Raw genomic sequence first — 20,956 nt, forward strand, 5'->3', positions numbered from 1 at the left:
TTCCCCACTGCCCACTGCCCACCCCCCACAACCTGTCAGGACACTTGCCCACCCCTCAAGCTGCTCTCATGGGGAGAGCCTGACCGCTCGGTCGAACGCGCGTGGAAACCGCGCGCAATGCGGCTGTTTACCGGGGCACAAAAGCCCGGGCAACGCTTTAGACTAGGAGGCGAGGAAAGGAGTGATGTTGAACACCAACCATAGCCGCCACAGGCGCGGACCACCCCCGCATGGGCAGCCCCGGAGCCTGACGCGCCCGCTCGCGCGGACCGTGCTCGTGGGTGCGGGCGCGGCGCTGCTGACCGGGTGCCAGTCGCAGCAACTGCTGACCTTCGGGGACATGGCGTCCGCCTACAACCGCGAGATCTTGTGGATGAGCATCCCGGCCATCGTCCTCTCGATCATCATTTTCATCGGGGTGTCGTACGCGCTGTTCTACACGGTCCGCAAGTTCCGCGAGGAAAACAACGACGCGCCGCCGCAGCAGTTTCACGGCAACAACCGGCTGGAAACCATCCTGGTGGTCGTGCCGGTGATTATCGTGATGCTGCTCAGCCTGCTGGCGGTGCGCTCGCTGGCCCGCCTGAACCCCGTCCCGCAAAACGCCGTGAAGGTGGACGTGCTGGGTAAGCAGTTCTGGTGGAACTTCGGGTATCCGGCCGCACCCGCGGCGGCAGGCGGCAACGTCACCAACGGCAACGAACTGGTGATTCCGACCCGCGACTGGATATCGGTGACGGCCACCAGCGGCGACGTGATTCACGCCTTCTGGGCACCCAACCTGGGCGGCCAGCGTGACGCGACGCCCGGCACTCAGAAGACCTGGCAGATCCAGACGGACCGTCCGGGCGTCTACCAGGGCAACTGCAACGTGCTGTGCGGGGCCAGCCACGCGAACATGCGCTTCAAGGTGATCGCGCTCGACCCGGCCCGTTACAACACCTTCCTGACGGCGGCGCAGGCTTACCGCGCCCCCACGCCCACCCCCGGCAGTGCCGAGGCACGCGGCTACACGCTGTTCATGCAGGGCAACCCCGCGACCGGCGCGCTGGCGTGTGCGGCCTGCCACCGCGTGCAGGGCACCCCCGCGGCGGGCGCGGCGGGACCAGACCTGAGCTTTTTCGGCACGCGCCGCACCCTGGGCGCGGGCATGTGGGAAGGCGAGCGGGCAAGGGAGCTGTTGCACCCCTGGATCAAGCACAGCCCGGCCCTCAAGCCCGGCAGCCTGATGCCCGCCTATGACGGCGGCACCTACACCCTCAACGGCAAGACGCAGAAGGCCGGGCTGCTGACCGACGCGCAGATCGACGACGTGGTCGCCTACCTGCGCAGCCTGCGCCTGCCGGAAGAGGCGGACTACTGGCGTGGTGTGCCGGTCATCGGCAACAGCGCCGAAGGAGGGAACCCGTGACGGTTCAGCACGCACCGCAGACCACCGCCGCCCCACGCCGGGGGGCCTGGGAGGTTATCAAGGACTACATGATGACCACCGATCACAAGAAGATCGGGCTGCTGTACATCATCACGTCCATCGTCGCCTTCGGGATCGGGGGCCTCCTCGCGGTGGCGATCCGCCTGCAACTGGCGCTTCCCGACCTGACGTTCCTGGTGGGCCACACCTACAACCAGGTGCTGACGCTGCACGCCGCCGTCATGATCTTCTTCTTCCTGATCCCGATCGGGCTGTTCGGGTTCGGGAATTTCTTCCTGCCGCTCCAGCTCGGGGTGCGTGACGTGGCGCTGCCCCGCGTGAACACCTTCGCGGTGTGGCTCTTTATCTTCAGCCTGATCCTGGTGATCACCGGCCTGTGGAACGGCGGCGCGCCGGGCGTGGGCTGGACCTTCTACTATCCCCTCTCGGTGGACGGCAACCAGACCGGCACCAGCGTGTTCATGGTGGCCGTGATCCTCAACGGCATCGGGTCGCTGCTGGGCAGCGCGAACTTCGCGGCCACGGTCATCAACCTACGCACGCCCGGCATGAGCCTGTGGAAGATGCCGATCTTTGCCTGGAGCATCTTTGCGACCAGCCTGCTTCAGCTGGTCAGCCTGGGTGGCCTGACCGCCGCCGCGCTGGTCACCTACCTGGAACTCAAGCTGGGCCTCTCGATGTTCAACCCCGGCATCGGCGGCACCCCGATCCTGATGCAGCAGTTCTTCTGGTTCTACTCGCACCCGGCGGTGTACGTGATGCTGCTGCCCTACCTGGGCATCGCCGCCGAGATCGCCTCCACCATGGCGCGCAAGCCGCTGTTCGGCTACCGCGTGATGGTGTACTCGCTGCTGGGCATCGTGCTGGTGTCGCTGCTGGTGTGGGCGCACCACATGTTCGCGGTGGGTCTGCCCGAAGCCTGGCAGATCGCCTTTGCCGTCGCCACGCTGATCGTGGCCGTGCCCACCGGCGTCAAGATCTTCAACCTGATCGGCACCCTGTGGGGCGGACGCATCCTGATGAAGACGCCGACCTACTGGCTGGTGGGCTTCATCTTCAACTTCCTGGTAGGCGGAATCACCGGCGTCAGCCTGGGCATGATTCCCTTCGACTACCAGGTCACGATGTCCTACTACGTGGTGGCGCACTTCCACAACGTGATGATGTTCGGCACGGCCTTCCTGGTCTTCGGCGGCATCGCCTACTGGTGGCCCAAGATGACCGGGCGCTTCCTGGACGAGAAGCTGGGCCTGATTCACTTCTGGCTGATCATGGTCGGCTCGTGGATGACCTTCCTGCCGCAGTACATCCTGGGGCTGCTGGGTATGCCGCGGCGCTACTACACCTACCCGGAAGGCAACTTCGCCTGGACCGAGCTGAACTTCATCTCCACGCTGGGGGCGCTGACGCTGCTGGCGGGCGGCATCGTGTGGGTCTACAACATGCTCCAGAGCATGCGTCGGCCCATCACCGCCGGCCCGAACCCCTGGGGCGGCTTCACCCTGGAATGGACGGCCGCTTCCCCGCCCGCCGCCTACAACTTCGCGCACGATTTCCCCACCACCTTCCCCACCGAGCGTCCCCTCTACGACTGGGAAAAGAGCGGTGAGAAGCTCATTCCGGTGGACCCCAAGACCATCCACCTGCCGGTGGACTCCATCTGGCCCTTCCTGACGGCGCTGGCCCTGTTCTTCATGGGCTACGGCCTGAGCTTCGGCTGGTTCACCAACTACACCCCGGCGGGCGGGCTGCAACCCTTCTTCAGCGCCAGCCCCAGCCACGTGTTCGCCAGTATCGTGCTGTACCTCAGCATTCCCTTCTTCCTGTGGGCGCTGTTCAAGTGGGCGGGAACGCGCGAGTACGCCGTGCCGGTCGAACACCACCACCTCACGAAGTACGACAACGGCTTCATGGGCATGGCGTGGTTCATCATCTCGGAAGTGGGCCTCTTCGGCGTGCTGATCGCCGGGTACGTGTACCTACGCATCAGCGGCCACGCCGAGCCGCCCGCACTGCGCCCGAACATCTGGCTGGCCGCGCTGAACACCCTGATCCTGGTGTCCTCCTCGTTCGTGATTCACAAGGCCGAGCAGGATCACCACCACGGGCGCTACACCTGGTTCCGGCTGGGCCTCTTCATCACCCTGATCCTGGGCGCGCTGTTCATGATCTTCCAGGTGTACGAGTTCTCGCTGTTCGGCCACGAGAACGACTGGAAGCAGAACCTCTGGCAGTCGTGCTTCTTCATCATCGTCGGCCTGCACGGTCTGCACATCCTGATCGGCGGCACCGGCATCGCCCTGCCGTACTACCAGGCCCTGACCGGCAAGATGGACAAGTACAACCACGGTTCCCTCACCCCCGCCAGCCTGTACTGGCACCTGGTGGACGTGGTGTGGCTGTTTATCGTGGCGATCTTCTACGCGTGGTAGGCGCTAGGGGTTAGGAATTAGGTTTTAGGATTTCAGGGATGGGCGGGAACGTGCAGAAGCGTTCCCGCCCATCTCTTTTCCTCACGCCTAACCCCTGCCCTGGGACACCCCGCCCCCCTCCCCTCCCCTAGCCTGCACCGTATGAAATGGCTCACGGCGGCGCTCCTGGCTCTGGCGGCGGTTCTGGCAGGGGTGCTGGTTTCCCGCCAGGTTTTCCCGCAGCCGACCGGGGGGACGGCGCTGGATACGCCCGTTTCCCTGCCCGCCCTGCGCCTGGTGAACGACCGGGGACAGGCGACCACGCTGAGCGATTCGGGCGGTAAGTTGCGGCTGGTGTTCTTCGGGTTCGTGCGCTGCCCGGACGTGTGCCCGGCCACGCTGGCGAACCTGAAAAACACCTACGCGGGCCTGACGCCGGGGCAGCGGGAGCGGGTGCAGGTGCAGCTGATCACGGTGGACCCGCAACATGACCGCCCGAACGTGCTGCGCGACTACCTGAACCGCTTCGACCCGGCCTTTACCGGCCTGACGGGCGAGGCCGCCACCATCGACGAGGCCGCCCGCGTGATGTACGTGGCCAACATGCAGGTGCAGAATCGACCTGCCGACCACAGCGCCCACCAGGTTCAAGGCAACGCTCAGGCCGGGGCAACCCACGAGGACACCGACCCTGAGGACGAGGTGCCCGGCGGCGCGACCGAGGCGGCCCGGATTCACGGCGACGAGGTGCGGGTGGTGGACCCGCAGGGCCGCTTTGTGCGCGTCTACAACAACGCGGCAGTGCTGGACGGCGAACTGGCGCGCGACCTGCCAGGGCTGATCCGGGTGTACGGACGCTGAAGCGAGTGTCCCCGTTGAAGTGAGGGCCACCCGCGCTGGCGACAGCAAAATCTCTGCGTGACCCGGCGAGGCTCCCGCAAAGGCCAAAGATCGCAGGCAAGTTCGCCGAGGCTCTCGGGGCTACGGCGTAAAGAGCCTCCAGTGCCCCTCGGAGATAACCTCGCTGCTGCCGCCCTGCACTTTGATCGCGGTTTGATCGTCAATCGCGTAGGCTGGGCCCTGGATGCCAGCCGCCCACCTTTCCGCGTCGGCCAGGGTGTTTTCCGGCAGATCCTTGTGGTCCAGATGCGGAAAGATCGAAAAATCAACCATGCCCAGCGTTTCATCTCCCCCGGTGGGCGGCGTCCAGCCCACGAAGTCCTCCCCGATCCGGGGGGTCATCACCATGCTCCCGGCGCTCAGCCCTACCCAGACGGTTTCGTGCAGCGACGGCAGGAGGTCCGCCAGCCCGGACGCCCGCATCCAGTGATGCAGGTACAGGGCGTCGCCGCCATTCACCAGCACGACATCTGCCTCCCGCACCCAGGGAACCCAGCGCTCTTCGCCGATGCTGGGCAGCGCCGTGAGTTCCAGCACGCCCAGGGATTTCCACCCCAGCTCACACATGGGGGTTCTGGGTTCTCGCCCGCTGATGAACCGCCAGGCCCCACCAGGACTGCCCTGCGGGTGCCCGTATCCCGCCGTGGGAATACAGAGGGCGTTGGCGTCGGCGATCGGCTGACCCAGGAGGTCTATCAGCGCGCCCTGAATACTGGGGTTGGTGATCCCGGCGGACGTGAGCAGAAGTTTCAAGGTTCCTCTCCTTGCTACGGCAGTTGAATGACCGAGAAGGTCGCGCCGGCGGGGTCTTGCAGCACGGCCAGCCGCCCATAGGGGGAATCGTGGGGGGCGGACAGCGGGCGTCCGCCGCTCGCCTGGGCCGTCCGCACCGCCTCGTCGGTGTTCGTGACGGAGAAGTAGAGCATCCAGCGCGAGGGCAGGTCCGGCGGCCAGTGAATCTCGTCCATTTGCATCACCCCAACGTTCTGGTCCTGGCCCCGGTAAAGGGTGTGGTACTCCATGCCGGGGACCTTCCGGCTGGTGTTATTCAACAGGGCGGTGTAAAAGTCGCGGGCGCGGTCGGCGTCACGGGTCTGCAACTCGGCCCAGGCGAAGGTTCCGGGAGCGCCGGTCCGGCCCAGGCCCTGCGGCTGGCCCGACTGCCACAGACCGAACGGCGCACCGGTCGGGTCGGTCGCCATCAGCAGGTGGCCGTGGTCGCCTACCCGCAGCGGCCCCAGGCTGACCTGCCCGCCCAGCTCGCGCAGGCGCTCCGCGTCTGCCTGCACGTCGGTGCTGGCAAAGTAAAGGAACCAGAGGCTCTGGCCCCTGAAGGGAGGAACGACGGCCGCGACGGGCCGGGAACCGGACAGAGCGACGCCGTAGTCACCCTTCTCGGACCCCCGCTGCTCGAAGGTCCAGCCCAGCAGGGCCTCGTAAAAGGGGCGAATGGCTTCCGAATGGGGGGTCATCAGGTCGAGCCAGACGGGCATTCCGGCAGTGGTGGGAGTCTTGGTGGGCACACGCAACCTCCTGAGAGTGGGGACGGGAACAGGGGGGAGGTGGGCGGCGGCAAATGGGCAGACCGCCTGCCCCACCCCGACAAAAGGTCAGCTCCTGCCCAGCTCCACCACGCTGAAGACCGCGCCGTCGGGGTCGGCCAGGACAGCCACCCGGCCGTAAGGCGTGTCGAAGGGGGGCACGCGGACGCTGCCGCCGCTCTCGCCAGCGACCCGGACAGCCTGCCCGATGTCGTTCACGGCGAAGTAGGGCATCCAGTGCGGAGGAACGGAGACGGGCCAGTGTTCCCCTTCCATCTGCATGATTCCACCGACGTTGCCCTCCCCCTGCTTGAGGATGTGGTAGGTCACGCCGCCCGGCATGGCTTCGCTGGTCACGCCGAGAAGCTGCGTGTAGAAGGTCCGTGCCCCTGCCGCGTCACGGGTGTTCACCTCCTGCCAGGCCATGCTGCCGTGTTCGTTCTCCAGTTCGGACCCCCCGAACGCCAGGGGCTGCCACAGGCCGAACACCGCGCCGGTGGGGTCGGCGGCGACCAGCATGTGCCCCAGCTCCTGCACCTGCATGGGGTCCACCATGACCTGGCCCCCCAGTTCCCGGATGCGGGCGGCATCAGCCTGGGCGTCGGCGCTGCTGTAATAGACCGTCCAGGCGCTGGGCATCTGGGCCATTTCCGGGGCTTTGAGCATGAATCCGGCGACAGCGTGACCGTTCTGGCGGACCATGTGGTAATGCCCGAACTCCGGCCCCTGATCCTCGAAGGTCCAGCCGAAGAGGTCGCCGTAAAACCGCCGGGTTTCCTCCGGCTTCGCGGTGGTGAGGTCGTACCAGGCGGCGGTTCCGGGGGCGTGCTGGGTCTGTACGGTCATGCGTTCCCTCCTGGGCAGTGAAGCGGTTTGGCTCGACAACTTAGCTTAAGTCACATTTCTGGTTATGTCAAGGGCAGAATATTAGGTAGGGATTCATTTCAGGTAGAATCACTGAACCGCGTACCCTACATCTATATTTCGGAAATAGCGTAATATAGCCGCATGACCGAACCGCTCGACGCCGCCCTGCGCCCCAAGAGCCTGACGGAGTACGTGGGCCAGGCGCGGCTCAAGGAAAAGCTGGGGGTGTACCTCCAGGCCGCCAAGGGCCGCAAGGAAGCCCTCGACCATACGCTGCTGTTCGGGCCGCCCGGCCTGGGCAAGACCACGCTGGCGCACATCATTGCGCACGAACTCGGCGTGAATATCCGGGTCACCTCCGGCCCCGCCATCGAGAAACCCGGCGATCTGGCCGCCATCCTCACGAACAGCCTGGAGGAAGGCGACGTGCTGTTTATCGACGAGATTCACCGGCTGGGCAGGGTGGCCGAGGAACACCTCTACCCGGCGATGGAGGATTTCAAGCTGGACATCGTGCTGGGGCAGGGACCGGCGGCGCGCACCATCGAGCTGCCCCTCCCGCGCTTCACGCTGGTGGGCGCGACCACCCGGCCCGGCCTGATCACCGCGCCGATGCGGAGCCGTTTCGGGATCATCGAACACCTGGAGTACTACACCGCCGAGGAGATCGGCACCAACCTGCTGCGTGACGCCCGCCTGCTGGGCTTCGGGCTGGAGGACGACGCGGCCCTGGAAATCGGCGCACGTTCGCGCGGCACCATGCGAATCGCTAAGCGGCTCCTACGGCGCGTGCGCGACTACGCCGACGTGGCGGGCGAGAGCGTCATCGGGCTGGAGCGGGCGCACGACGCGCTGGACAAGCAGGGGCTGGACGCCGCCGGACTCGACGACCGCGACAAGAAGTACCTCGAAACCCTGATTCACCGCTTCGCGGGCGGCCCCGTCGGCGTGGACACCCTCGCCACCGCCATCAGCGAGGACGCCCTGACGCTGGAGGACGTGTACGAGCCGTACCTGATCCAGCTCGGCTTCATCAAGCGCACCCCCCGAGGGCGCGTCGCCACCGCCCACGCCTACGACCACCTGGGGCTGCCGGTGGGCGGGGTGGACGAGGGGCTGGGGCTGTATACGAACTAAGCGGCCAGCTTCCAGCCGCCAGAGCAGCTTTTGCCTCGGCCAACGCCGGGGCTTTTTGCTGGAAGCTGGTTGCTGGTCGCTGGCCGCTACACTTCCCCCATGACCGCCCCCCAAGTCCAGATGTTCGGCCTGAAAAAAAGTGCCGCCACCCGTGCCGCCGAGCGGTTTTTCAAGGAGCGCAAGGTCAAGATTCATTTCGTGGACCTGAAGGAACGCCCGATAGCCAAAGGCGAACTGGCCCGCTTCGTGCAGAAGTTCGGCCTGAACGCCCTGCTGGACCTGGAAGGCAAGGCCTACGAGCGCAGCAACCTCGCCTACCTGCGGACCACTGAGGAAGGCATCATCGCCCGCGTCATGGAGACGCCGGAGCTGCTGCGGCTGCCGCTGGTGCGCGGCGGCAAGGTGCTGACGGTGGGCGAGGACCCGGAGGGCTGGGCGCGGATGCTGGAGGGGTGAGGGGATGAGCCGCAGCTCCAAGCTGAATTCCTGGCTCAGGGCCACCATTGCTAGCGCCATCCTGTCAGGTGGCCTTGCCCCGGCGCAGATGTACTCCTCAGGCGATTACCTGGGCGCGAAGTTTGACCTCCGGACCTTTGAACTCTGCCGGATGTACGGTTGCAAAGCCCTCGCCACGACCCAGGCAGGGGAAGGAGCCTTCCAGTCCTTGCAGCTTCTCAGGCTGGACGCGAAGCTGGGCCTCTCGCTCTCGCCGTCCCGTTCCATCCTGGGCATTCAGGCCGTGACCCCAGCAGACAACGCGGACGCGACTGCCTTTCTGGTCCGTCTGATCAGGCGCTCTTTCGGCAAGCAGTACACGGCGGCGGAACTTGAGGGGTGCTACCGGCGCATCCCCGCCCATAAAACAGCCTTCAAACTGCTGACCGACGACCACTATGGGGTGGAGTGTTTCGTCAAGGCGGTGGGGGGGCAGAAGTTCCAGGGCATCCGGGTCTACTTCGATTTCTAGCCCTGGGGCATCACCCTCACCCGCGTGTTGTGGAAGGTACTCCCCCCGCCCAGGTCGGTGAGCGTCTGCGCGGTGACGGCGTTGATGCTGGTGCCGTCCGGAGCAGAAAGGCCCCACCACGTCCCCTCCAACACGGCGACGCCGGGCTGGACCGCCTCCGTCACCTTCACGCGGCGGGTGGCCTGCCCGACCTCGCTGGCAATCACCGCGTATTCGCCGTCCGCCAGGGCATAGGCTTCCGCATCGGCGGGGTGAATCATCACGTGCGGCTCGCTGCCCTCGGCGCGGGTGAGCTGGGGCAGGTTGCCGTAGGTGCTGTTCAGGAAGTGGTGGGCGGGCGGCGTGAGCAGGCGCAGGGGATAGTCGGCGTTGAGCGCGGCCTGAACCTCCCGGTGCTGCGGCGCGGGCGAGAGCTGCACCCGGCCGCTGGGCGTGTCGGCCCCGTGGGCGTAGGGCAAAAAGGCCTCGGGAAGGTTCAGGTGGACGCTGCCCTCGGCCTTCAGGCGCTCGGGCGTGATTCCGGCCAGGTGCGGGTGTTCCGTGTTCAGCAGTTCGGCCAGCAGGTCGTCCATGCTCCAGTACACCGACGGCTCGGTCACGCCCAGGCGGCGGGCGAGCTGCTGGAAGACCCAGGTGTTCGGGCGGGCCTCGCCGGGGGCCTCCAGGGCGGCGGGGTTGTACCCGAGCCAGTGGTGACCGTAGCTGGTGTAGAGGTCCGGGTGCTCCATGAAGGTGGTCGCGGGCAGCACGTAGTCCGCCAGCCGCGCGGTTTCGGTCATCGCCTGTTCCAGCACGACCATCATCAGGTCGTCCCGCTCCATCCCGGCACGCACGCGGGCCGAATCGGGCGCGACGACGGCGGGGTTGGTGTTGTAGACGACGAGTGCGCCTAACCCAGCTTCGGGCGCGAGGGCGTTCGCCAGTTCGTTCATGTTGATGTGGGGCACGCCGGGCCGAATCAGGTGTGCCCCACCCAGCCGGGAGCGGTTGAGCTGGAAGGCCCCGCTGGTGCTCAGGACCACCCCCCCACCCCGGTGCCGCCAGTCGCCGGTCAGGGCGGGAAGCAGCGTGACGGCGCGCAGGTTCGTCCCGCCGTTCTCGTGCCGGGTCATGCCGTACCCGACACGGATGTAGGTAGGCCGCGTGGTGCCGATGGCGTGGGCGAGGTCGCGGACTTCCTCCACGGTCAGGCCGGTCACTGAGGCGGTGCGTTCGGGGGTCCAGGGAGCAGCAGCTTCCCGCAATTCCTCCACGCCCTGCGTCGCCTCCGCGATATACGCCTCGTCGGTCCAGCCGTGCGCGAAGAGTTCGTGCATCACGCCCAGGGCGAGGGCCGCGTCGGTGCCGGGCCTGAGCTTGAGGTGCGTGTCGGCGTACTGGCCCGTGCGGTTGCGGTAGGGGTCGATGTGGATAACGCGCGCGCCGGCCTTGCGCGCCGCCGTCATCTGCGGGGTGAGGTGGACGTTGGTGCTGAGGGAGTTGATGCCCCACAGGATGATCAGCCGGGCGTGCGGCACGTCGAGCGGGTCCACGCCGTAGCGCGCGCCGTAGCCCATGCTCCAGGCCGCCGTGCCTGCCGTGGCGCAGATGGTCTCGTCGAGTTCCGGCGTGCCCAGCGCGCGCCACAGGGCATGGACGTGCGCGCCTTCCATCAGGCCCATCGTGCCCGCGTAGTTGTAGCGCAGGATGCTCTGGGGACCGCGGGTGTCCAGCAGCGTCCGCAGCTGCCCGGCGATGTCGTCCAGCGCCTCGTCCCAGGTCACGCGCTCGAAGCGGGGTTCGGGGTCCGTTTTCTTGCCCACGCGCCGCAGCGGGTACAGCGGGCGGCCAGGGTGGTTCTGCCGCGCGGGGTAATGCACCGTCTTGGCACAGGCGAACCCCTTGGTGTAGGGGTGGTTCGCGTCTCCCGTCAGCTTCACCGCGCGCTCTGCGCCGTCCTCGCCGCGCGCGAGCGTGATGCGGAGGCGGCAGGCGTCCGGGCAGTCGAGCGGGCAAGTGAGGAGGACATCACGGCGGAGGGCGGGCGCGGTCATGGGGGGAGTCTACGCGCCACCGGGGAGGGTGGGGAGGGCCACTTGCACATAAGAGGCCGAGCCACACGACCGGGCCACACCACCGGGCAGGGCCAGCGCGTCAGCCGTCCCGCCGCGCGTCCCACTCGCGCAGGAAGTTCAGCACGTACTCGAAAAACCCGCCGTCCAGCGTCTCGGTCCCGAACTCGTGGACGCGGCCCGCCATTAACCCCATGAACCACAGCGAACGGGCGGTCACGAACAGTGGGATGGCCTCTAGGTCGGCCTGGCCCAGGGAACGGCCCTGCTGGTAAGCCGCCAGAAAGGCCTGCCATGCCCGCTCGGCCACCTCCGGGTCATTGCCGCTGTTGGACGCCAGGCTCCACCCGTACACGGCCAGGTCGTAGGCGCGCCAGCCGGGGCCGCCGCAATCGAAATCGAACAGCCGGACGGCCCCGTCCTCCCCCAGCCGGGCGTTGCCCTCATGCAGGTCGCCGTGGCACAGGCCCCACTCCAGGGCGGGAGCGAGGGCCGCGAGCCTGGTATGCGTCCTGGCCGCGATGGCCTCCAGCTCGCGCAGAAGGTCGGGGCTGCCTTCCAGCAGCGGGCGCAGGGCTTCCAGAGGCCCGGTGATGAGGTGGTCGAGGTCGAGGGGAAAGCGGTTCTGCCCGCCCCTGCTGTTCAGGTCCAGGCCGTCCGCCGCAGTATGCAGCCGCGCCGCTGCCGTTCCGTAGGCTGCCGCGTCCGCTTCGGAGGGTTCCAGCAGTCGGCCGCTCACATGCTCGAACACCGCATAGACACGCGGCCCCTCCACGGCAGGCAGGACGCCGAACAGCTCCCCATGCTGGCGGGCGAGCGGACGAGACACAGGGACACCCGCCGCTGCGACCCCCTCGATGAACTCCAGTTCCCACGCTACCTCCGCCTCCGAACGCCAGCCCGAGCGGTACACGCGCAGCACGGCGTTCTGGTGGCCCGGCAGGCCCCGCACCAGGGAGGTATCGTTGATGTTGCGGCGGAGCAACCGGACGCTCAGTGTGGGCGAATCTGCATACTCGCGGCGCAGCAGTTCGGCCAGTGCCCCGGCACAGGGCACAGAATGGACCGCCGGAAAGGGGAACGGGAGGGAGGACACCGCTCCAGCGTGACGCGGGGACGGGACAGTGCCCATAGCGCGAATGGCTCAGCCTCCCGGCGTCAGGTCACTTCAGGATGCCCCGCGCCACGAACGCCTGACGGACGGCCGCGGCGGCGGCAGAGCCAGACATCTGCCTGGCCGTGTCCACTGTGGCCTGGGCGGCGGCGGCAAAGCTGGTGTCGGGCGCAAAGCGGAACTGAGCATCGACGATGATGCGGTCGGCGGTCCGCGCGCCCAGCGCCTGCCGGATGTCCCACAGGGCGCGGGACCAGATCTCGCCGTCGGCGTGGACCTCGCCCACCACGTCCTCCGGGTAGTGCTTGTCCGTGTCGGTGCGGCGCAGGCAGTGGGGCGTGGCCGACGTGTAGCTCGTGCTGTCCCAGTCGGCAATGCAGGGGAGCGGCGTGCGGATGGGCGCGTTGTGGGCACGGGCCACCGCCTCACCCACGCTCAGGGCCAGGTAGTCCCCGAAGGCCTCCCCGATGCTGCCCGCTTCCAGGCTGCCCCCGAAGCCGGGCACCTGCGCGGCATGAACCGCGTGGCCGTACTCGTGGACGATCACCTCGCCGTCTTCCGCGTCGTCCACGCCGCCCTTGCCGAAGCGCAGCAGGTCCTGCTTGTCGGTCTGGAAGGAATTGTCCTGCCCCCACTGGCTCACCCGGATGGCCTGCTGCCGCCGGTTGACGGGGGGCAGGTCGCTGCCGAAGCCCAGGCTTTGCAGGTACTTCTGCGCCTCCGTCACCCAGAAGTAGGCCATCACCTGCTCGAACCCGTCCTGATCGCGGGTGAAGTTGAAGGGACCGCTGCCGTACACGGGCGTTCCTGTCTCGCTGATCACCTTCGCGTAGTCGCCACTCAGGTATCCGCTGCCGTCCAGATTCGTGAGGACCACGGGGAAATACGCACTGGGGGGCACGGCGGCGGCGCTGTCCTTCTGGTCGCCGGTCGTCTGCACCGGGTTGGGCAGGAACACGCGGGCGGCCACCTGGCGCTGCCCGGTCGGCGGCTTGCCGCTGCCGCCCTGCGCCGTGAGGAGCGGCGGCGCGCTGGCGTCGGGCGCGGCGCTGTTCTGGGTGCCGCAGGCGGCGAGCAAGGTGGCGGACAGCAGGAGGATCAGGCCTGAGCGCGTCTTCATGGATTGCACCTCGTGGGCCGCAGCATACTCCCTATTCTTGGTGGTGCGGCGGGATAGAATCTTTCGATGATTGGAAAGACCTACACCACGATGCTCGGCGGCCGTGAACTGAGCATCGAGACCGGCAAGCTGGCGAAACTCGTCAGCGGCAGCGTCACGCTGCGCTACGGCGACACGGTGCTGCTCGTGACCGCACAGGCACGCGAGGAACGCAGCACGCTGGACTTTCTCCCGCTGACCGTCGAATTCGAGGAACGGCACTACGCGGTGGGCCGCATTCCCGGCTCCTTCCACCGCCGCGAGGGGCGGCCCGGCGAGCAGGCCATTCTCAGCGCCCGCATCACCGACCGCCAGATTCGCCCCCTCTTCCCCAAGGGCTACCGCCAGGAGACGCAGGTGATCATCACCGTGCTGTCGGCGGACCAGCAGAACGCGCCAGACGTGCTGGGGGCCATCGGTGCGTCGGCGGCCCTGAGCGTCAGCGACATTCCCTGGAACGGGCCGACCGCCTGCGTGCGCGTCGGGCAGCTTGACGGCGAGTACGTCATTAACCCCACCGCCGACCAGCTCACGCGCTCGGGCATGGACCTGGTGGTCGCCGGCACGCGCGACGCCGTGATGATGGTCGAGGCGGGCGCGCAGGGGGCAAGCGAGGAGGCGCTCGTGGGGGCCATCGAGTTCGCGCACCGCGAGATGCAGGGCGTGCTGGACCTGATCGAGCAGATGCGCGCCGAGGTGGGCCGCGAGAAGTTCAACTTCCTGGCCGAGGGCGACCTCAGCACCGACCTGGTGCCCGAACTGGCCGAGGCGGCGCGGACGGCGGGCCTGCGTGACGCCCTGCTGACCATCAAGAAAAAGGAACGCAGCGCGAACCTCAAGGCCCTGCGCGACCGCCTGATCGAGGAGCGCGTGCCGGAAGGCGAGGGCGAGGACGCCCCGGAACGCATCGCCGCGCTCAAGGCCGCCTTCGCCAAGGTCGAGAAGCAGGAGCTGCGCCGCCTGATCATCGAGGACGACCTGCGCGCCGACGGCCGCAACTCCAAGACGGTGCGCCCCATCTGGATCGAGGCGCGGCCTCTGCCCCGCGCGCACGGCAGCGCCATCTTCACGCGCGGCGAGACGCAGGTGCTGGGCATCACCACGCTGGGCACCGAGCGCGACGAGCTGCTGGTGGACAACCTGACCAGCGAGACGAACGACCGCTTCCTGCTGCACTACAACTTCCCGCCCTACTCGACGGGCGAGGTCAAGCGCATGGGCGGCCAGTCGCGCCGCGAGGTCGGGCACGGCCACCTCGCCAAGCGGGCCATCCGCGCGGTGCTGCCTTCCTTCGAGGACTTCCCCTACGTGATTCGCGTGGTAGGCGAGGTGCTGGAATCGAACGGGTCGTCGAGCATGGCGACGGTCTGCGCGGGCACCCTCTCGCTGATGGACGCGGGCGTGCCCCTCCAGGCTCCGGTCGCGGGCGTGGCGATGGGCCTGGTGATGGAGGGCGGGCGCTACCGCATCCTGACCGACATCCTGGGTCTGGAGGACGCGCTGGGCGACATGGACTTCAAGGTCTGCGGCACCGCCGAGGGCGTCACGGCTCTGCAAATGGACATCAAGGTAGGTGGCATCACGCCCGCGATCATGCGCGAGGCGCTGACCCAGGCTCGCGAGGCGCGGCTGCACATCCTGGGCAAGATGGCCGAGGTGCTGCCCGCCCCACGCGCCGAACTCTCCCCCACCGCGCCGCGGATCGTCAGCCTGAAAATCAACCCCGAGCTGATCGGCAAGGTGATCGGTCCCGGCGGCAAGCAGGTGCGCGAGCTGGAGGCGATGGGCGCGCAGGTCACCATCGAGGAGGACGGCACCATCCGCATCTTCAGCGCAGACGGCCAGGCTGCCGAGGCGGTGCGCCAGAAGATCGAGGGCCTGACCAAGACGGCCAAGGTGGGCGAGGAGTACGAGGGCACCGTGGTCAAGACCGCGCCCTTCGGGGCCTTTGTCAACCTGTTCCCCGGCCAGGACGGCATGCTGCACATCTCACAGATGAGCGAGGAGCGCGTGAATGCCGTTGAGGACGTGCTGAACGTGGGTGACAAGCTGCGGGTCAAGATCGCCAACATCGACGACCGCGGCAAGATCGACCTGATCCGCCCCGAGCTGGAAGGCAAGATTGCCCCCCGCGAACCCCGCCCCGCCCGCACGGGTGGCGACCGGGGACCGCGCCCGCCGCGTCGGGACTGAGGTGTAACTGAAAGGGGCCGCTTCTCTAGGGGGCGGTCCTTTTTCGCTCTGCCCTTCCCCTCACTAGACAGTTCCTGGAGTCCATTGAATCCCACCGAGCCGACCTTCAATAACATTCAGGAGCAGTTCCGCAGCGCCTTTCCTGAATTGCGGGCAGCGTACGGGCTTCTGGCGGCGGATGCCGTCTTCAGCCACGACGGACAACCCAGCCAGTACGCTCTGATAGAGCAGTTGTTCGCGGTCTACATCGAGGTCCTGCTCGCCCTGCCGGAAAGTCCCTTGCGGGACGCGGCCCTGCATAAGAGCTTCGTCTTTGTCGAAAAAATGTTGGCTGCTCCGGACAAGGAAGTCGTGGGCCTGGCACAGATCGGCTTGATCGAGGGTCGGGAACAGTGGTGGTTTCAGCGCGCATTGCCCTTCGTGGGGCCGTTGTGGCGCGTCCACGCCTCCCGAATGGGTGAACCCTGCTGGCAAGCCGCCGTGGCGGCGGGTGCGACGGCAGCACCGGCACCCGAGCGCACCATCGACGACCTGTTCGGCGTGCGCCAGGCTATCGCCGGGCAGTTGGCCCCGGAAGGCATCATCCTAAGCGAGGTTCCCGGAACGACCGTCGGTTGAGCAGACGCCTACTCCCCCGTCGTGAACACGGCGAGCGCCGCCGCCCCCAGCGCCCCCACCGTACCCGTCACGAGTGGTCCGTCCTGCCCCGCCAGAAAGGCGCGAATGACCAGGCCCAGGCCCAGCACGCTCGCGCCCAGGGTCAGCAACAGCATGGCCGGAAGCGGCACGGCGGAGGCCGCCCGGCTGGAGACGCGCAGGCCCCAGCCATAGCCCGACGCGATCAGCAGCCCCGCTCCTAGCCAGCCCATACGTGCAGCATACCGGCTGACGCCCGAACTTCCCCTGACGCTAGAATCCGCCCATGCGTCCCGCCTACCTGACCGCTGCCCGCAACCTGCAACTGGGCCGCGAGTGGGCCGTGGAGGGCGACCAGGAACGGGCGCTCGATGCCTACGAGGAGGCGCTGTCCATCCTGCGCGCCCTGCCGCCCGAGCGGACCCGCGACGTGCTGCTGGCCCACACCCACCTCGCCTTTTACCAGACGCTCGCCTTGATGGAGGCCGCCGAGGGGCAGGAGCATCTGCACCTGGGCGTCAGCTACGCCCGCTCGACCCGCGACCCCCTGGCCCGCGCGATTGCCGAGGAATGTCTCAGCGGGCTGGACGCGGTGTTGTAGGGAGCGGCCAGCAGCCAGCTTCCAGCGACCAGCAAGAGAAAAGCCCCCGCGTCAGGCAGGGGCTTTGTTGGGCTGGCGGCTGGTCGCTGAAAGCTGGTCGCTGCTTACTGCCCGCCGGGCAACTGAAGCTGGGCGACGGTGCGGCCCTGCGCCTTGTCGTAGGCACACTGGGCACCGAGCTGGCCCAGCACGGCCGTCTGGCCCTGGACGCTGATGTTGGCCGGGGCGGTGAGCGCCCAGCCGCCGCCGGGGATGGTCTGGATGCTGTTCACCAGGTCGCGGGGCGCGGGGGCGAGTTCGGCGTGCAGGTTCTGGCCCTGCTGAAGCTGCCCGCCCTGCTGGAGGACGCCCCTGAGCTGGTCCAGTTCAGGCGAGCGGTGCAGGCCTTCCTTGCACTCTTCCAGAAAGCGGAACTTGCTGATGCCGTTGGCGTTCCGGTCGCTGTAGTAGGGGTTGTGGCGCACGGTCAGGGCCGTCACGAAGCCCAGCAGCAGCAGGCTGAGCAGGATGGCGACCCACAGCAGGGTGCGGCCCAGGTTGCCGTGACGTCGGGGAGAGGTCAACTCGCTCATGTCGGCCCCAGCATAGCGGACGGGGGGCGGCGGGTGTTCTACCAGGCCGGCGCGGCCTGCTTGACCCCGCCCAGGCCCACGCGGGCCAGCGCCTCCCGCACCGTTTCCCCCGTCACCGGGTGCGCCCGCTCCGGTTCGAGGTCCGCGAGGGGGGCCAGCACAAAGGCCCGCTCCCAGGCGCGGGGGTGCGGGAGGGTCAGGCCAGGTAAGTCCTGCACCAGCTCCCCGTACAGCAGCAGGTCGAGGTCCAGCGTGCGGGCCTCCCAGCGTTCGCGGCGCAAGCGTCCGGCGCGAGCCTCGATGCCGTGCAGGGCGGCCAGCAGGTCGGCGGGGGCCAAGGCCGTTTGCAAGCGCACGGCGGCATTCAGGTAGTCGGGCTGGCCGGGGGGGCCGCCCACGGGGGAGGTGCGGTACAGGGCGCTCACTCCGGTCAACGTGCCCAGCGCGGCGAGTTCCTCGCGGGCCTGGCGCAGCGCCGCCAGCGGCTCCCCCAGATTCGCCCCCAGCGCGATCAGGGCCGTCCCGCTCACCGCTCCTGCCTTCCCGCCTGCTCCAGGGTCAGCTCCGCGAACACGTCCCGGAACACGCCCGGCAGGGGCGCAAAAGGCTTGTGAACCCGCACGGTCACGGCCTCCAGGCGCGGGTGGTCGCGCAGCAGGCGGCGGGCGATGCGGTCGGCCAGCACCTCGATCAGCTGGTGACGTTCGCCCGTCACCTCCTCGTGGATGGCTTCATAGGCGGCAGCGTAGTTCACGGCGGCCCCCAGCTCGTCGGGGATTCCCGCAAAGGCCCAGTGCAGCTCGGCATCGATCACAAAGCGCGCACCCAGGGCCGCCTCCGTCTCATACACGCCGTGCCGCGCGTGAAACTCCAGCCCATTCAGAACGACACGACTCATGACGGGGATTCTAGCGGGCGGGGCGGAAGGCCGGGTCAGCCAGCGCGGCTTCCACCCGCAGCGCCTGCACATGTGCCCCCGCCGCGTGCGCCCGCACCAGGGCCGCCCCCTGCCGCGCGGCGTGCAGGTGCAGGGCCAGGCTGCCGGGGTCGCGGTCGGCCGCGCGCGGAACCCCGGCCAGCGTGTCGATCAGGCGCTTGCGGCTCGCCCCGACCAGCACCGGGAACGGCCCGGCGGTCAGGTCGGGCAATGCCCGCAGCAGGGCCAGGTTATGCGCGGGCGTCTTCCCGAAGCCCAGGCCGGGGTCCAGCAGCACGGAGGGCACCCCCGCCGCCCGCACCGCCGCCGCCTGTTCCCGCAGAAAACGGTGGACCTCGCTCACCACGTCGCCGTAGTGGGGGGCCAGTTGCATGGTGCGCGGCTCGCCCTGCATGTGCATGATGCAGGCAGGTGCTCCCGCCGCGGCGCAGACACGGACCATCTCGGGGTCGCGCAGGCCGCTCACATCGTTGATCAGGTGGGCACCCGCCGCGAGGGCCGCCGCCGCCACCTCAGGCTTCAGGGTGTCCACGCTCAGCAGCACCCCCTCCCCAGCCAGTGCCCGCAACACGGGCCGCACCCGGTCGATTTCCTGCTCGGCGGGCACCGGCCCGGCACCGGGGCGGGTGCTCTCGCCGCCCACGTCGATGAACAGAGTCCCCGCGTCCCGCATGGCCCGTGCCTGGGCCACGGCTGTCTCCAGCGAGGCATGTTGGCCGCCATCGCTGAAGCTGTCCGGCGTCACGTTCAGCACGCCCATCACGGCGCAGCCCGCCCAGGCCACCTGCCAGCCGTCCGGCGTCCGCTCTCCCCCTGGCACCGAAAAGCCGAAGGTGAGGTGGTGCACCCGGTGCATCCACGGCTCAGGTGGCCGGCTCGTCCCCCTCACCCCCCTTCGCGGGGCGGGGCATCAGGGCGAAACTCACCAGCACGCGCTGCCGCTCGGGAAAGGCGTCCACGTAGGCGGGCATCCGCCGCCCCGACCGGAAGGGCACATAGCTCTCCTGCGCGAGCGGGATGTGGGTCGCCAGCGCCACGGCCACCGGGTGCTCGTCGGGAATCAGGGTGCCGGGGCGCAGGCTGTACTTCACGCCCGGCGCGCCGCCGCTGGCCCGCACCGTCAGGGCCTTGCCCGAGGTCCGTTCCTCCTCGCCAGGGTCGGTCTCCAGGCGGCTCACGGCACAGACGGCATACAGCACGGGCGCGGTGGTGCGTTCCGCCAGGGCATACAGCGCCGAGCTGGCACTCACGTCCGCCCGGCGGGTCAGCTCCGCCAGCGCTCGCCCACTCGGCCCGAAGCGCGCGAGCAGTTCGTCTATCAGCGCCTCCGGCATCAGGATGGCCGCGGCCCCCACGTTGCAGAGCGTCTCGATCACCTGTTCCAGCCGCTCGCCCTCGTACGCATCGTGCAGGTCGCTCAGCAGGTCGTCGTCGCCCAGCAGCAGCGCGTGGCTGATCTCGTGGGCCAGGGTGAAGCGCTGACGCTCCGGACGAACACGGCTGTTGATCAGCACCACGCGGTGTTCCGGGTCATACGCACCGTCGCGGTCCCCCATCGGCATGAAGGTCAGCTTGGCGTCCAGCCCGCTCATCAGGCTGTGGGTGTCCAGACCGGGGAGGCGCTGCGCGTAGGCCGCCGCCAGTTCCCGCATCCGCGTCTTGGCCGGGGCCAGCGCACCGGTGTCCGGCGCAGTTTCCGCCGAGGTCGGCTCTGGTGGTGTCTGGCCCTGGGTCACGGATGCAGCTTACCGCGTCCGTGTGGGCAGCGAAGGAGCCTGCCCCTGCCCACCCAAGCAGAAACGCCGCCCCCGAAAGGACGGCGCTGAAAGACTTCTGCATTACTCGCGTCAGCCGCGTGCCTTGAGAGTCTCCACCAGGTTCACGTACTCGCGCTGCGCCTCCTCGCGGCTCAGCCCACGCAGACCGGCCCAGGCATCGTACTTGGCCCCGCCCACGAAATCGAAGCCACCCGGACGCTGGCCGCTCACGTCGCCCACCGTGCCCTGCTTGTACAGGGCATAGAGCTTGAGGAGGATGTCGTTCCCCGGCTTTTTGGGGAGGCCCTGCACAGCTTGTTGCGCCTGCTCGAACGCTTCTTGCATCCCAGGATTGTACTGGGTCCAGGCAAAGGGAGACACCCCTGGGGCGGCGCTCCGTTACGTTGCCGCATGTCGTGGGCAGCAACTCCACTTCACGCCGCCCTTATCACGGTTGCTCACTTCGTTCGGCCCAGAAAGGTTCGGCAACCTTTCTGGGGACCGCCATAAGCGCACACCCCCGCGTGGAGCGGGGGTGAAAGGAAGACATGAATCAGGGGGTGAAGAGGGGGTGCGGAGCGTGTAGAAAGGAGGTGATCCAACCGCACCTTCCGGTACAGTTACCTTGTTACGACTTCACCCCAGTCATGCGCCACAGTCTAGACGCCTGCCTTGCGGCTC

At 68.1% G+C, this 20,956-nt stretch carries 22 protein-coding genes and 1 rRNA gene; 9 read left to right on the forward strand and 14 right to left on the reverse strand.

Annotated elements, in window-relative coordinates; all coding sequences use genetic code 11:
* Window positions 1-184: 184 nt before the first annotated feature.
* From coxB to ABEA67_RS16605, 3 genes are all read left to right on the forward strand, one after another.
* A complete protein-coding gene (gene coxB, locus ABEA67_RS16595; protein ID WP_345467369.1) occupies window positions 185-1,411 on the forward strand; it encodes a cytochrome c oxidase subunit II in 1,227 nt (408 codons plus the stop codon).
* The gene (locus tag ABEA67_RS16600) at window positions 1,408-3,864 is read left to right on the forward strand and encodes a cbb3-type cytochrome c oxidase subunit I (protein ID WP_345467372.1); all 2,457 of its coding nucleotides are present in this window, start codon (window positions 1,408-1,410) and stop codon (window positions 3,862-3,864) included. Before coxB ends, ABEA67_RS16600 begins: the two co-directional genes overlap by 4 nt.
* A gap of 141 nt (window positions 3,865-4,005) precedes the next feature.
* On the forward strand, window positions 4,006-4,704 hold the full coding sequence (locus ABEA67_RS16605) for an SCO family protein (protein ID WP_345467375.1): 699 nt from the start codon (window positions 4,006-4,008) through the stop codon (window positions 4,702-4,704).
* A gap of 120 nt (window positions 4,705-4,824) precedes the next feature.
* On the opposite strand, the gene ABEA67_RS16610 is transcribed toward ABEA67_RS16605, so the two are convergent.
* The 3 genes from ABEA67_RS16610 to ABEA67_RS16620 all read right to left on the reverse strand — a co-directional run bounded on the left by ABEA67_RS16610 (window position 4,825) and on the right by ABEA67_RS16620 (window position 7,130).
* On the reverse strand, window positions 4,825-5,496 hold the full coding sequence (locus ABEA67_RS16610) for a Type 1 glutamine amidotransferase-like domain-containing protein (RefSeq protein WP_345467378.1): 672 nt from the start codon (window positions 5,494-5,496) through the stop codon (window positions 4,825-4,827).
* 14 nt (window positions 5,497-5,510) lie between these two features.
* Window positions 5,511-6,266, reverse strand: a complete 756-nt coding sequence (locus ABEA67_RS16615; protein WP_345467381.1) for a VOC family protein — start codon at window positions 6,264-6,266, stop codon at window positions 5,511-5,513.
* 87 nt (window positions 6,267-6,353) lie between these two features.
* Entirely contained in the window at window positions 6,354-7,130 is a 777-nt protein-coding gene (locus ABEA67_RS16620) for a VOC family protein (RefSeq protein WP_345467384.1), read from the reverse strand.
* Between the two features lie 162 nt (window positions 7,131-7,292).
* Between ABEA67_RS16620 and ruvB the strand changes: the two genes are divergently transcribed.
* The 3 genes from ruvB to ABEA67_RS16635 all read left to right on the forward strand — a co-directional run bounded on the left by ruvB (window position 7,293) and on the right by ABEA67_RS16635 (window position 9,255).
* A complete protein-coding gene (gene ruvB, locus ABEA67_RS16625) occupies window positions 7,293-8,288 on the forward strand; it encodes a Holliday junction branch migration DNA helicase RuvB (protein WP_345467386.1) in 996 nt (331 codons plus the stop codon).
* A gap of 99 nt (window positions 8,289-8,387) precedes the next feature.
* Window positions 8,388-8,744 carry an ArsC/Spx/MgsR family protein gene (locus tag ABEA67_RS16630; RefSeq protein WP_345467389.1) on the forward strand — a complete coding sequence of 119 codons (357 nt, stop codon included), beginning with the start codon at window positions 8,388-8,390 and terminating at the stop codon, window positions 8,742-8,744.
* Between the two features lie 4 nt (window positions 8,745-8,748).
* Window positions 8,749-9,255 (forward strand): hypothetical protein, encoded by a 507-nt coding sequence (locus ABEA67_RS16635; RefSeq protein WP_345467393.1) that lies wholly within the window; start codon window positions 8,749-8,751, stop codon window positions 9,253-9,255.
* Here ABEA67_RS16635 and ABEA67_RS16640 read toward each other — a convergent pair.
* The 3 genes from ABEA67_RS16640 to ABEA67_RS16650 all read right to left on the reverse strand — a co-directional run bounded on the left by ABEA67_RS16640 (window position 9,252) and on the right by ABEA67_RS16650 (window position 13,540).
* Complete coding sequence (locus ABEA67_RS16640; RefSeq protein ID WP_345467396.1) at window positions 9,252-11,288, reverse strand: molybdopterin oxidoreductase family protein; 2,037 nt, start codon at window positions 11,286-11,288, stop codon at window positions 9,252-9,254. The genes ABEA67_RS16635 and ABEA67_RS16640 overlap by 4 nt on opposite strands.
* Before the next feature lie 100 nt (window positions 11,289-11,388).
* Window positions 11,389-12,402, reverse strand: a complete 1,014-nt coding sequence (locus tag ABEA67_RS16645; protein WP_345467399.1) for a phosphotransferase enzyme family protein — start codon at window positions 12,400-12,402, stop codon at window positions 11,389-11,391.
* Window positions 12,403-12,469: 67 nt separating this feature from the next.
* Entirely contained in the window at window positions 12,470-13,540 is a 1,071-nt protein-coding gene (locus ABEA67_RS16650) for a M36 family metallopeptidase (RefSeq protein WP_345467402.1), read from the reverse strand.
* A 66-nt stretch (window positions 13,541-13,606) separates the two neighbouring features.
* On the opposite strand from ABEA67_RS16650, the gene pnp reads away from it, so the two are divergent.
* On the forward strand, window positions 13,607-15,772 hold the full coding sequence (gene pnp, locus ABEA67_RS16655; RefSeq protein WP_345467405.1) for a polyribonucleotide nucleotidyltransferase: 2,166 nt from the start codon (window positions 13,607-13,609) through the stop codon (window positions 15,770-15,772).
* A gap of 84 nt (window positions 15,773-15,856) precedes the next feature.
* The gene (locus ABEA67_RS16660; protein ID WP_345467408.1) at window positions 15,857-16,390 is read left to right on the forward strand and encodes a hypothetical protein; all 534 of its coding nucleotides are present in this window, start codon (window positions 15,857-15,859) and stop codon (window positions 16,388-16,390) included.
* A gap of 8 nt (window positions 16,391-16,398) precedes the next feature.
* Here ABEA67_RS16660 and ABEA67_RS16665 read toward each other — a convergent pair whose 3' ends face one another.
* Window positions 16,399-16,641, reverse strand: coding sequence for a hypothetical protein (locus ABEA67_RS16665; RefSeq protein WP_345467411.1), 243 nt, complete (start codon window positions 16,639-16,641; stop codon window positions 16,399-16,401).
* A gap of 53 nt (window positions 16,642-16,694) precedes the next feature.
* Between ABEA67_RS16665 and ABEA67_RS16670 the strand changes: the two genes are divergently transcribed.
* Complete coding sequence (locus ABEA67_RS16670) at window positions 16,695-17,009, forward strand: hypothetical protein (RefSeq protein ID WP_345467413.1); 315 nt, start codon at window positions 16,695-16,697, stop codon at window positions 17,007-17,009.
* 104 nt (window positions 17,010-17,113) lie between these two features.
* On the opposite strand, the gene ABEA67_RS16675 is transcribed toward ABEA67_RS16670, so the two are convergent.
* The 7 genes from ABEA67_RS16675 to ABEA67_RS16705 form a co-directional block, all read right to left on the reverse strand.
* Window positions 17,114-17,581, reverse strand: a complete 468-nt coding sequence (locus ABEA67_RS16675; protein ID WP_345467415.1) for a hypothetical protein — start codon at window positions 17,579-17,581, stop codon at window positions 17,114-17,116.
* A 38-nt stretch (window positions 17,582-17,619) separates the two neighbouring features.
* Entirely contained in the window at window positions 17,620-18,111 is a 492-nt protein-coding gene (gene folK, locus ABEA67_RS16680) for a 2-amino-4-hydroxy-6-hydroxymethyldihydropteridine diphosphokinase (protein ID WP_345467417.1), read from the reverse strand.
* Window positions 18,108-18,479, reverse strand: a complete 372-nt coding sequence (folB, locus tag ABEA67_RS16685) for a dihydroneopterin aldolase (RefSeq protein ID WP_345467419.1) — start codon at window positions 18,477-18,479, stop codon at window positions 18,108-18,110. The genes folK and folB overlap by 4 nt, the downstream gene beginning before the upstream one ends.
* Before the next feature lie 10 nt (window positions 18,480-18,489).
* The gene (gene folP, locus ABEA67_RS16690) at window positions 18,490-19,374 is read right to left on the reverse strand and encodes a dihydropteroate synthase (protein ID WP_345467421.1); all 885 of its coding nucleotides are present in this window, start codon (window positions 19,372-19,374) and stop codon (window positions 18,490-18,492) included.
* A gap of 7 nt (window positions 19,375-19,381) precedes the next feature.
* The gene (locus tag ABEA67_RS16695; RefSeq protein WP_345467429.1) at window positions 19,382-20,170 is read right to left on the reverse strand and encodes an ImmA/IrrE family metallo-endopeptidase; all 789 of its coding nucleotides are present in this window, start codon (window positions 20,168-20,170) and stop codon (window positions 19,382-19,384) included.
* A 195-nt stretch (window positions 20,171-20,365) separates the two neighbouring features.
* Window positions 20,366-20,620, reverse strand: a complete 255-nt coding sequence (locus ABEA67_RS16700) for an acyl-CoA-binding protein (protein WP_345467423.1) — start codon at window positions 20,618-20,620, stop codon at window positions 20,366-20,368.
* A 241-nt stretch (window positions 20,621-20,861) separates the two neighbouring features.
* Window positions 20,862-20,956: ribosomal RNA gene (locus tag ABEA67_RS16705) — 16S ribosomal RNA — on the reverse strand; the annotation flags it as partial.

It is taken from the genome of Deinococcus carri, from assembly GCF_039545055.1.
Classification (GTDB): domain Bacteria; phylum Deinococcota; class Deinococci; order Deinococcales; family Deinococcaceae; genus Deinococcus; species Deinococcus carri.